The following is a 12327-nucleotide window of genomic DNA, read 5'->3' on the forward strand; positions in this document are numbered from 1 at the left end:
CAAGCGCTGCGCCCCAGGATGGGGCGTTCAGCGCGGTCCTCCCGGGAGCAAGAACGGAGCGAGGGAACCCCGGAGCGCAGCGTAGGGGCCGGATGAACGGAGCGGAACGGTTTTGCCTACTTTTCCCTAGAGAAAAGTAGGTCGCCGTAAAGGCGAAAAGGTGACTTAATGTCGGCATCGTCTACGAATGCGCATACAAAACCAAAAACAATCACCCACGAACACCCCCCCCACCCTTATGCGCCAAAACACTATAAATACAAGGCAAAACAAACAACGTAAACAACGTCCCAACCGACATCCCGGTAGCAATCACCATCCCGATATCAAACCGGCTGACCGCCCCGGCCCCAGAGGCCAAAATCAAGGGCACCATGCCAAACACCATGGCCGCCGTGGTCATCAGCACCGGCCGCAGGCGAATCGCGGCAGCTTCCTCAATCGCCTCGCGAACCCCAAGCCCCCGCTCGTCCCGTAGCTGATTGGCAAACTCGACAATCAGAATCCCATGCTTGGTGATCAGCCCGATCAAGGTCACCAACCCCACCTGGGTATAGATGTTCATGCTTGATATCCCCAGGAACAACGGCAACAACGCCCCGCAGATCGACAACGGCACCGTAACCAGAATCACCAGCGGATCCCGGAAGCTCTCGAACTGCGCCGCCAGCACCAGAAAGATGATCGCCAGCGCCAGGCCGAAGGTCACCCACAACGCGCTGCCTTCCTGGACGAACTGTCGCGCCGTCCCGGCGTAGTCCAGCGAAAACCCCTCGGGCGCCTCTTCGCGAGCGATGGCGCGCACGGTCTCCAGGGCCTCGCCCATGCTCACCAGCGGCACCCCCTGGATGATCGCCGAGTTCAACTGCTGGAACTGGTTGAGCTGGCGCGGCCGGGCGCGGTCGCTGAGGGTGATCAGGGTCGCGAGCGGCAGCAACTGCCCCTGCTCGTTCTTCACGTAGTAGTTGTTCAGCCAGCCAGGGTTGGCCCGGTACGGCCGCTCGACCTGGGCAATGACCTTGTAGCTGCGGCCCTCGAGGGTGAAGCGGTTGATCTCGGCCTCGCCCAGCAAGGTCGCCAGGGTACTGCCCAGGGTGTCCATCGAGACCCCCATCTGCGCCGCCTTGGCGCGGTCGATGTCGATCACCACCTCGGGCTTGTCGAAGGCCAGGTCGATGTCGAGGAAGGCGAACTTGCCCGACGCCTGGGCGCGCTCCTTGACCCGCTGGGCGACCTCCAGCAGGGCCGGGTAATCACCAGCGGTGTTGATCACCAGCTGGAACGGCAGGCCCTCGCCGGTGCCGGGCAGCGACGGCAGGTTGAAGCCGAAGATCTGCAGCCCGCCGATCTGCTCAAGTTCGGCCTGCACCAGTGGCAACAACTGCATCTGCGTGCGCTCGCGCTCGTTCCAGGGCTTTAGCAGGAAGCCGCCGATCCCGCTCTGCACGCCGTTGAAACCGTTGATCTGGAATGACGAGTAGTACTCGGGGAAGCGCTTGAAGATCGGTGTGAACTGGTCGGTGTAGGCGTTGAGGTAGTCCAGGTTGGCGGTCTGCGGCGAGCTGCTCATCATGAAGATCACCCCCTGGTCCTCCTCCGGCGCCAGTTCGTTGCGGGTGAACATCAGCAGCACCGGGATCAGGCACAGGATCAACACGGCGAACACCAGCACCACCGGGCGGCTGTTCAGGGTGCCGTGCAGCAGGCGCTGGTAGCGCAGCTTGAGTGCGTCGAAGATCAGATCCAGGCGGTGGGCCAGGCCGCTGGGGTTCTGCTCGTGGCGCAGCAGCAGGGCGCACATCATCGGGGAGAGGGTGAGAGCGACGATGCCGGAGATGACCACCGCCCCGGCCAGGGTCAGGGCGAACTCCTTGAACAGGGCGCCGGTCAGCCCGGTGAGAAAACCGATGGGCGCGTACACCGCAGCCAGGGTGATGGTCATCGATACCACCGGCAAGGCGATCTCGCGGGCACCTTCCAGGGCCGCGTCGAAGGGCGTCTTGCCCTCCTCGATATGGCGGTGGATGTTTTCCACCACGACGATCGCGTCGTCCACCACCAAGCCGATGGCCAGCACCATGGCCAGGAGTGTCAGCAGGTTCAGTGAGTAGCCCATCATCTGCATGAAGAACAGCACGCCGATCATCGACAGCGGGATGGTCACCACCGGGATCACCACCGAGCGCAGAGCACCGAGGAACAGGAACACCACGACGATGACGATCAGCACCGCTTCGCCGAGGGTCTTGATCACCTCGTCGATGGACGCCTGGATGAACAGGGTGGCGTCGTAGGCGATGGATACCTTGAGGCTGGCAGGCAGTTCCTCCTCGAGCTGCGGCATGATCCGCCGCACTTCCTTGATCACCTCCAGCGGGTTGGCTGCCGGTGTGGCCTTGATACCGATGTACACCGACGGCGTGCCGTCGAACGAGCTGACCGTGTCGTAGTTTTCCGCGCCCATTTCCACCCGGGCCACGTCGCCCAGCAGGACCCGGCTGTCGCCGCTGGTCTTGACTGGCAGGGCGGCGAAGGCCTCGGCGGATTTCAGCTCGGTGGTGGCGTTGATACTGGTGACCACGTACTCGCCCTTCACCTCGCCGGCGGCGGAGAGGAAGTTGTAGCGGCGCACGGCGTTGGTCACGTCCACCGCCGACAGGCCGAAGCCGGCCAGCTTCACCGGGTCGATCCAGATGCGCATGGCGAACACCTGGTTGCCGAGGATCTCGGCCTCGGCCATGCCCGGCAAGGTGGCCAGCTTGGGCTGGATGACCCGTGACAGGTAGTCGGTGATCTGCGGGTTGCTCATCTGGTTGCTGTAGAAGCTGATGTACATCAGCGCCGAGGCATCGGCGGCTTCCTTGCTCAGCACCGGGTCCTCGGAGTCCTGGGGCAGCTTGTTGCGCACCTCGTTGGCCTTGGCCAGCAACTGGGTGAACAGGCGGTCGCTGTCGGCGCCGATCCGCGCGTAGACCGAGATCACCGAGAAGTTTTGCCGACTCACCGAGGTCATGTAGTCGATGCCGTCGGCGCTTGCCAGGCTCTGCTGCAAGGGCTGGGTGATATAGCCCTGGATGGTCTCGGCGTTGGCCCCGGGGTAGGCGGTGGTCACGGTGATCAGGGCGTTTTCCATTTGCGGGTACTGGCGGATCTGCAGCTTGCTCCAGGCCTGCAGGCCGAGCAGCAGGATCAGCAGGCTGACCACGCAGGCCAGCACCGGGCGGCGGATGAACGGATCGGTGAACGCCATGGCCGCCTCCCGTTCACTTCGCGCCGGGCGCGGCGGGCTTGAGGGCGTTGTCGGCGCTGATGCGGATCGGCGCGCCGGGGCTCAGCTTGAGTTGGCCGGCGGTAACCACCTGATCGCCGGCCTGCAGGCCCTTGAGCACCACGACCCAGCCCTCGCGACGCTCGCCGGTCTGTACGGTGAGCGGCTCGGCGATCAGTTGCGGCTGGCCGTTAGCGTCGCGCAGGGGTTGGCCGTCCTCGCCCTTTTTCTCGCTGACCCGGTACACCGAGTTGCCATAGAGGGTGTAGGTGATGGCGTTCTCCGGCACCACCACCAGCGGCTGCGGGTCGGGCAACAGCACTTGCAGGCTGGCGAACATGCCCGGCAGCAGCTTGCCCTCGGGGTTGGCCAGGGTGGCACGGACCAGCAGGTTGCGGGTGCTTTCCTCGACCTTGGGGTTGATCGCGCTGAGGCTGGCGGGGAAGGTCTGGTCAGGGTAGGCGGCCACCTGTGCCAGCACCCGCTGACCGAGGCTCAGGTGCGGCAGCGCCTGCTCGGGCACATTGAAGTCGACGTACAGGCTGGAGAGATCCTGCAGGGTGGCGATCACCGTGCCGCTGGCCAGGTAGGCGCCGACATCCACCTGGCGGATGCCGATGGTGCCGCTGAACGGGGCGCTGATGCTCTTTTTCGCCAGCGAGGCCTTGAGCTGTTCGACCACTGCCTGGTTGCGCCGGTACTGGGCGGTCAGGCGGTCGAACTCGCCGCGGGAGATGGCCGAGTCGCCGACCAGCTGGCTGCCCCGGCCGAAGTCGACCTTGGCCAGACCCAGGTCGGCCTGGGCGGTGCCGAGCAGGGCGGTTTCCTGGTCGCTGTCCAGTTGCAGCAGGAGCTGGCCGGCCTTTACCTGTTGTCCGGATTCGAAGTGCAGCGACTTCACCGTGCCGGCGACTTCCAGGCTCAGTTCCACGCCTTGATAGGCCTTGAGGCTGCCGACCGCCGGCAGGCGCTCCTGCCACTGGCGCAGCTCGGCCTGGGCCGCGGCCACGCTCACTGGCGGCCGGGGCTGCGAGAACATCTGCACCTGCTGGTAGATGGAAAAGGCCTTGATGCCCCCCAGGATCAACACGATCAGCAGGACGACGGCCAACATGATCAGCATGCGGCGGCGCAACATGGTCCGGTTCCCTGGATGTGGGTTTGTTATTCATCGGGCACGACCACGGGCGATCCGGCCCACGTGCGCTGGAGGAAAGTATTGTCGGTTTTCTGGAAAAGGGGAGGGGCAAACTTGTGCCGGCCAAATCGCGGGGCAAGTCGCATCGGCGCACCGCCGCTCCCACGCTAACTCAGGTCGGGCCTGCGTGGGAGCGGGCTTGCCCCGCGATAGTCTCTACAGCTAATCAGACCAAGTGCAGGTGGTTATCCCAGAAGCCCGAAGGCAGGTTCATCGGTTGGCCGATCAGCTCTGCCTTGCGGCAATCGTAGAACCGGCAACGCCCCTGCCCGGAGGTGACGACGAAGCCATCCTTCACCGCCCCGACCCCGGCGCAATCGGGCATCGGCGCGTCGAGCTTCACCGCGCCGCTGTCCAGGTCCCAGATGAACAGGCGATTGGCCCGTGGCGCGGTCAGTGCCACCAGGCGCAGGTCGCTGTGGATGGCGACGCTGGCGGTGTACTGGGCCATCGACTGCAATTGGCGCTCGGGCACCGGGAAGGCCTTGAACGGCTCGCCCGGACGCTTGATCGCCAGCAGCTCGGCGGTTTCCTCCGAGCCGCCCATGAACTGCTGGCAGGCGGCAATGGTGCCATCGTCGCCCACCGCCAGGTGGCGCACGCTGTTCATCTGCTGGGCCAGCGTCTCCTTGCTCAGCAAGGTGCCGTCGCGCTGCATCAGCACCAGGCTCGGCTCCATGGCGTCAAGGTTCATCTCCACCCGGCTCTCGGCCTCGGTGCGGATACCGCCGTTGGCCACCACCAGGGTCTCGTCATCGGGCAGCCAGGCCACTTCGTGGGGGCCTATGCCGTGGGTGGAGAGCTCGCCGCTGTGTACCAGGCGCTCGCCTTCGAAACGGTAGACGCCTAGTACGCCGCGACCGGGGTCGCTGGTGTCGTTCTCGGTGGTGTACAGCCACTCGCCATCCTTGTGGATCACCGCATGGCCGTAGAAATGGCGGTTGGGCTGTGAGGCGAGGGTCTGCAGCAGCCGGCCGTCGCGCAGGTCGACCAGGTAGCTCTCGGTACCGGGCCGGCGTGCGACGAACAAGGCGATCGGCAGCGTCGGGTGATTGATGATCGCATGGCAACGCTGGGCCACCTGGGTGCTGAACACCTGGGTGCCGTCCAGGCGAAAGCCCACGGCGTAGTGCTTGCCGTCGCCGTCGTCGCGCGCCGACAGCAGCAAGGGTTCGCTGCCTTTGCCGCGGAACAGGCTCCAGCCGCCGAGGGTCAGGGCGCTGAGCAACACGCTACCGAGTTTCAGGGCCTGGCGTCGCAGCATGATCAGTCACCGTCGTTGGCATTGAAGCCCAGCTGGATGTTCAACGCCTTGGCCAGCTCGCCCTCGTGCAGGCGGTGGACGACGTTGAGCGCGTCGTAGATCTGGTTGAGGGTCTGCTTGCCGGCGTCGTCGGCAAGCAGCTCGCCCAGGGTCTTCTGGTTGTCGGCCAGCAGTTTGATCGCCGCAGCGTAGGCGTCGTCGATCTTTTGCGCCAGTGCCGCCTGGTCCTTGCCCAGCAGGCCGCGCAGGCCCTGGTTGTCGACCCCGACCCAGACGGTCTGGGCGGCCTTGAGCGAGGCTTCCAGGCTCTTGATCGACGAGTGGCTACGCCAGGCTTCGGCCTGCAGCGGCTGGGCGATGCCCTTGCTCTGCCGGCCCATCGGCGCGCCGAGTTTCTTCTTCAGGGTATCCAGGGCGGTGACCTGGGCACGCAGCAGGTCGGCGATCGCCTCGTGGGAATCGGCGTAGCGCTGGTTGGGGAACTTGGTCATCTGCGACAGCATGCCGTCGGTGCTGTTCCAGCCCTTGAGGATCTCCTCGGCGAGGGCCTTCTGGTGTTCGCCGATGGCCACCAGCAGCGGGCAGTAGCGGGCCTTCTGCTCGGCGCTGGCGATGTCCGGCTTGCTGTCGAACAGGATGTATTCGTAGGCCGACAGGCCACGCACCACGACGCTGGCCTTGCCCAGCGACTCGGTGGTGACAGGCTGCTCGCCGCTGACCAGTTGCTCGACCTGGCGACCGACCAGGTTCTTCTTGTCTGGCCAGAACTGCACTTGCCAGGGGCGGTTGCCCTCGGCCAGCGGGCCGACCAGCAATGGCTGCAGCTCGGCCCAGGCCTTCTGCGCGTTGAGGAAGTCTGCGCGGGCGGTCTCCAGGGACTGTTTGCCTTCGCAGTAGGCCAGGGCGCTGGCGGCCAGCTGCCGGTCGGCCTCGACCCAGCGGCTGTAGGTCGGCAGGATCACCTGCTTGGCGATGGCCGCGGAGGTCACCGCCTGCGGGTCTTGCGGCGAACAGGCGCCGAGGGCGAGTGCGGCGAGGCTGGTGAACAACAGTTTGGGTCGGAACATGCCCGGCTCCTTGTGCGGTTTAAAGTGAATTCAGGAACGCCAGCAGCGCGGCGCGCTGCTCGGCATTGAAGGTCAGTACCTGGTCGCGCGCCGCCTGGGCCTCGCCACCGTGCCAGAGCACGGCTTCGAGCAGGTTGCGGGCGCGGCCGTCGTGGAGGAACTGGCTGTGGCCGCTGACGGTTTCGCTCAGGCCGATGCCCCACAAGGGCGGGGTGCGCCAGTCCTGGCCGTTGGCGGCGAACTCGGTGCGCTCGTCGCTCAGGCCCGGGCCCATGTCGTGCAGCAGCAGGTCGCTGTAGGGGCGGATCACCTGGCCGGCCAGTTCCGGCTCTGACGCATCGGCGGCGGTGGTGAACTGCGGGGTGTGGCAGCCCTGGCAGCCGGCCTGGTAGAACAGGTTCTTGCCCGCCAGCACCTGCGGCGCATCGACATTGCGCCGGCCCGGCACGGCGAGGTTGCGGGTGTAGAAGGTGACCAGGCGCAGGATGTTGTCGCTGACTTCCTTCTCGCCGCCCTGGCCGTCGCCGTTGGGCGCGGCCAGGCAATCGACCTGCGCCGCGGTACAGTCGTCCTTTGGCAGCAGGGTGGTGGTCAGGCCCATGTCGCCGGCGAAGGCGTGCACGTTCTGCTGGTTGACGTTGGGCTGCCCGGCCTTCCAGCCGAAGCGTCCGACCACGGTCTTGCCCTGGGCGTCGTCCCAGACCCGATTGGCGCGGCCGCGGATACCGTCGCGGTTGAGGTCGTCCGGGTCCTCGTTGGCCAGCAGGTCGGCTTCGGGGATGGCTTCGAGCAGGCCCAGGCCGATCATCGGCGGGGCTACCCGGGCCGAGAAGCGGGTGTCCGGGTGCAACGGGCCGTAGCCGAGCTGGGTGATCTGCAGGGTCGGGCGGCGCAGTTCGACCTGGTGGCCGTCCTTGAAGGTGACGCTGTGATTGTCGTAGCTCACCCGCACCTTGCCTTCCGGGGCCACGCCAGGGATGGCCATGTCCTGCAGCTGGGTGCCGTAGACCGGCTCGGGGACCACGCCCAGGCGCTCGATCTCGCGGGCGTAATAGGGCTGGTCGGGGATCGACAGGCGCACCAGCATCGACACCGCGTTGCTGTCGCCCGGCTCCGGCGGATGGCCGCGGCCGTCGCGCACATGGCAGTTCTGGCAGGCGTTGGTGTTGAACAACGGGCCGAGGCCATCGCGTGCAGTGGTGGTGGACGGAGCGATCACCCAGGGGTTGCGAAAGAAGCTGTTGCCCACGGCGAAATCCAGGCGCCGCTCGGGGGTGAGGTTGGCCGAGGGCAGCGAATAGGCGTTGCGATCGCTGCGCTTTACCGTTGCCTTGCCGCCGGAGAGGGCTTCGCCGGGCTCGGCCTGGGTGAAACGCGGAGCGTCGTCACAGGCGGCGAGGGCGAAGGCCAGCAGCAGGGGGCTTAGGCGGAGCAAGGACATCGAGGATCCTGGGCATGGGCGAAAAACCGGCGAGCAAGCTTATCAGGCCGGGGGTGTTTGAATAAGAGCAATTTGCAATTGCTGGATGAAATCGGTGTCAGTTGGCCTATCGGCGAGCGCGGTACCTGTAGGAGCGGCCTTGTGTCGCGAAAGGGCCGCGAAGCGGCCCCGGCGATCTTTGCGTCAACGCCGAAATCCTGGGGCCGCTTCGCAGCCCTTTCGCGACACAAGGCCGCTCCTACAGGGGGCGATGTAGCCCAAGAAACAAAAAAGGCGGCCCGAAGGCCGCCTCTGTTGAACCGCGACGCTGATCAGAACTCGTGATCGGCGGTATCCGGGTTCAGGTTGTCGATCCCCAGCTTGCCCGCGGCCTGCTCGATCGCGCCGGTCTGCTTGACCAGCGAGGCGATGGCGTCACGCACGATCTGGTTGCCGGCGGCGTTGTCGGCGGCGATCAGCTGGTCGTAGTGCTCGCCCTTGAGGGCGTGGTCGACGATCACCTGGATCTTGGCCTCGGTGGCTTCCAGATCGGCCTTGAGGGTGGCGTCGGTGGCCGGATCGGCCTTGGCCACCAGCGACGACAGGCTCGGGCCGCTCAGCTTGGTGCCGTCGACACGGGTGTACTCGCCCAGGTAGACGTTGCGGATGCCCTTGGCGTCGTAGAAGTGCGAGTAGTGGGTGTTGTCGCTGAAGCAATCGTGCTCGTCTTCCGGCGAGTTGGCTTCCAGCGAGACCTTCATGCGCTCGCCGGCCAGTTCGCCCAGCGACAGGCTGCCCATGCCGAACAGCATCTTGCGCAGGCCGTCGTTGGCCGGCTCGCCTTCGAGGGTGGCGCGGTAGTTGTCGGCGACGTTCGGCGCCCAGTTGCCGACCATCTCCTCGAGGTCCTTGACCAGCAGGTCGGTGACCGCTTTCAGGTAGGCGCGGCGACGGTCGTTGTGGCCGCCCGTGGCGCCCTTGCCTTCCAGGTAGTCGGACGCCGGACGGTTGCCCGCGCCAGGGCCGGTGCCATTGAGGTCCTGGCCCCAGAGCAGGAACTCGATAGCGTGGTAGCCGGTGGCAACGTTGGCTTCGGAGCCGCCCAGCTCGTTGAGGGTGGCGAGCTTCTCGGGGGTGATGTCCTTGACGTCGATCTTGTCTTCGCCGACCTGGATCTCGGTGTTGGCGATGATGTTGGCGTTGGCCGCCGGGTTGCCCAGGGCGTGCTCGTAGCTCTTGTCGACGTAGTCGATCAGGCCTTCGTCCAGGGGCCAGGCGTTCACCTGGCCTTCCCAGTCATCGATGATGGTGTTGCCGAAGCGGAACACTTCGCTCTGCAGGTACGGCACGCGCGAGGCGACCCAGGCGTCACGGGCGGCCTTCAGGGTCTGGTCGTTGGGCTTGGCCAGGAACGCGTCGACGGCGGTCTGCAGTTGCTTGGCGGTGCTCAGCGAGTCGCTGTACACGGCATGGACCATTTCTGCGTAGTGCTTGACCACGGCCTTGGCGGCCGCTTCATCGACAGCCCCCGGCGCCGCGGCGGTGGTGCTGGCGGCGGCAGGTGCCTGGGCTTGCGGTGCGGCGGCCTTGTCGTCCTTGCCTTCGCCGCAACCGGCGAGGGCGATGGCGATGGCCAGCAGACTGGCGGAGGCCAGAGGCATTCGAATCATTGTTGGTTTCCTGCGTCGTGTGGTTGGACCAAGGGTGGACCGTGCGCCGTGGCACGCGAAACCGCCACATCATGCGAAAGATTTGCATTTGCTGTAAAGAGCCGGGCGCGCATTTCATGCAAACGCCCGTTCGCGCTGCACCGCCAAGGCTGGCGGGGGCTAGAGGGCGGAAACCTGGTTGCGCTGCGCCTGCTTGAGGAAACTGGTCAGTTCGCGCGCGGACAACGGCTTGCTGTAGTGGTAGCCCTGACCCTCGTGGCAGCCCTGGGCGATGATGTAGCTCTCCTGCTCGGCGGTTTCCACGCCTTCGGCGATCACCTGCATCCCCAGGCTCTTGCCCAGCTGGATGATGGCGCGAACGATGGTGGCGTCGTCGTCATCGTCGAGCAGGTCCTGGACGAAGCTCTTGTCGATCTTGATCTTGTCCAGCGGCAGCGATTTCAGGTAGCTGAGCGAGGAATAGCCGGTACCGAAGTCGTCGATGGCGATCAGTGCGCCGGACCGGCGCAGGCTCAGCAGGTGCTGGGCGGCGGTGCTGATGTCTTCCATCAGGCCGGTCTCGGTGACTTCCAGCTCCAGGCTGCGCGGCGGCAGGCGGTAGGCCTGCAGCAGGTTGTTGACCACCCGCGGCAGCTCGTTGTGGTGCAGTTGCACGGTGGACAGGTTGACCGCCATGCGCAGCTCGCTGAAACCCTGGTCGTGCCATTCGCGCAGTTGTCGGCACGCCTGGTCGAGTACCCATTCGCCGATGCTGATGATGCTGCCATTCTGCTCGGCCAGGGGGATGAACTGGTCGGGCGGGACCATGCCCAGCTCCGGGTGCTGCCAGCGCAGCAGCGCCTCGACGCCGACCACGCGGTGGTCGCGGTAGCTGATCTGCGGCTGGTACACCAGGTACAGCTGGTTGCGCGACAGGGCTTCGCGCAGGTCCTTTTCCAGCTCGCGACGGCGGCGCATCTCGCTGTCGACGCTGGCGATGTAGAACTGGTAGCGGTTGCGCGAGCGGGCCTTGGCCAGGGTCATGGTCTGCTCGGCTTTCTGCAGCAGCTTCTCGGTGCTGTCGCCGTCCTCGGGGAACAGGGTGATGCCGATGGTGGCGCGCAGGCGGATCTGTTGATGGTCAAGGTCGAAGGGCGCCTCGAGGTCGTCGAGGATGCTCTGGGCCAGTTCGGCGGCTTCATAGGGCTGCTCGATGTTGGCCTGGACCAGGGCGAACTGGTCGCCCCCCAGCCGGGCCAGGGCGCCAAGGCGGCCGCTGTGGGCGCGCAGGCGGTCGGCCAGGGCCAGCAGCAGCTGGTCGCCGACCTGGTAGCTGAACTGCTCGTTGATGCCCTTGAAGTCGTCCAGGCCCACGCAAAGCACGGCGACGCGGCGTTGCAGGCGGCCACCGTCGTCCAGGATCTTGTCCAGCTGCTGTTGCAACTGCTGGCGGTTGGGCAGGCCGGTGAGGAAGTCGTACTGGGCCATGCGCTGCAGGCTGTTCTCGGCCTCGTGGCGCAGGTGGGTGTTGCGCTCGATGGAGGCCAGCAGCTGGTTGGCGGTGTTGACCCAGAGGCCCAACTCGTTGCGCTCGTGGCCCTTGAGCTGCGGGATCTGGTGCTGGCTGGGGCGGTCGGGGTTTATCTGGGTCAGGTGGTCGATGATCTTCGACAGCGGCTTGGTCAGCAGCCAGTGGTACACCAGGTACAGCACCAGGCCCATGGCCAGGGCGCGCAGCACGCCGGAGATGAAGATGATCACGGCGTTGATCAGGAAGTCTTCGCCGTAGGAGGAGGTGTCGAGGGTGATGCTCAGGTCGCCGTAGTACTCGCTGTACGGGCCACGGCCGACCAACTGCGTGGTGTAGGTGCGCTCCTGGCCGAGGATCAGGTCGGTCAGCCAGCGCATGGACATGTCCTGCAGCGGCCGGGATTTTTCTGCCAGCATGGTTTCGTTGGGGTGGCCGATGGAGGCCATGCGCACCGACTCGTCCTGGAACAGGCCTTCCATCACCTGCATGCCCATTTCCCGGTCGAGGCTGTACACCGCCTGGGTCGAGGGATCGCGGAACATGTCGAGGATGCGCTGGGCATCGTTGTTTACCGACTGGCGGGTCTTGTAGGCGTCATAGACGATCTGCGCACAGCTGAGTACGACGCCGACAGCCAGCGCCGAGAGCAGTACGACCCTCAGCAGCTTGACCGATAAGCTGTTCCGAAATTCCAGCTTCAATGGGGTTTCCTTAATCCATGCGCATGCCATTATTTTGCCATCAACCATGGCGACAGACTATCGATCCGATACCCCGGCAGGCAACCCGCCCGTCGACGAAATTGCCCTTGGTTCTTTATCGGTCGAACGGTCATGCGACTTGAGTGCGCTGCGTCAACTTTCCAGAAGCTTGATGTTAGCGCGCTATGCGGGCTGAGCAAGAGCGCGCGGATGGGTTGCGGACAATTCT

7 protein-coding genes are annotated in these 12327 nt (G+C 65.5%); all 7 read right to left on the reverse strand.

What is annotated here, in order from left to right:
* Positions 1–211: 211 nt before the first annotated feature.
* Positions 212–3250, reverse strand: coding sequence for a multidrug efflux RND transporter permease subunit (locus tag DMX06_RS12040; protein WP_110737302.1), 3039 nt, complete (start codon positions 3248–3250; stop codon positions 212–214).
* A 13-nt stretch (positions 3251–3263) separates the two neighbouring features.
* Positions 3264–4406, reverse strand: coding sequence for an efflux RND transporter periplasmic adaptor subunit (locus DMX06_RS12045; protein ID WP_110737304.1), 1143 nt, complete (start codon positions 4404–4406; stop codon positions 3264–3266).
* Between the two features lie 226 nt (positions 4407–4632).
* Positions 4633–5730, reverse strand: a complete 1098-nt coding sequence (locus DMX06_RS12050; RefSeq protein WP_110737306.1) for a DUF1513 domain-containing protein — start codon at positions 5728–5730, stop codon at positions 4633–4635.
* 2 nt (positions 5731–5732) lie between these two features.
* The gene (locus DMX06_RS12055) at positions 5733–6797 is read right to left on the reverse strand and encodes an imelysin family protein (RefSeq protein WP_110737308.1); all 1065 of its coding nucleotides are present in this window, start codon (positions 6795–6797) and stop codon (positions 5733–5735) included.
* Between the two features lie 19 nt (positions 6798–6816).
* Entirely contained in the window at positions 6817–8238 is a 1422-nt protein-coding gene (locus DMX06_RS12060) for a di-heme oxidoreductase family protein (protein WP_110737310.1), read from the reverse strand.
* A 311-nt stretch (positions 8239–8549) separates the two neighbouring features.
* Complete coding sequence (locus tag DMX06_RS12070; protein WP_110737314.1) at positions 8550–9887, reverse strand: imelysin family protein; 1338 nt, start codon at positions 9885–9887, stop codon at positions 8550–8552.
* A 159-nt stretch (positions 9888–10046) separates the two neighbouring features.
* Positions 10047–12098 (reverse strand): putative bifunctional diguanylate cyclase/phosphodiesterase, encoded by a 2052-nt coding sequence (locus DMX06_RS12075; protein WP_110737315.1) that lies wholly within the window; start codon positions 12096–12098, stop codon positions 10047–10049.
* Positions 12099–12327: the final 229 nt, after the last annotated feature.

The organism is Pseudomonas mosselii (assembly GCF_003205295.1).
Taxonomy (GTDB): Bacteria; Pseudomonadota; Gammaproteobacteria; order Pseudomonadales; family Pseudomonadaceae; genus Aquipseudomonas; species Aquipseudomonas mosselii_B.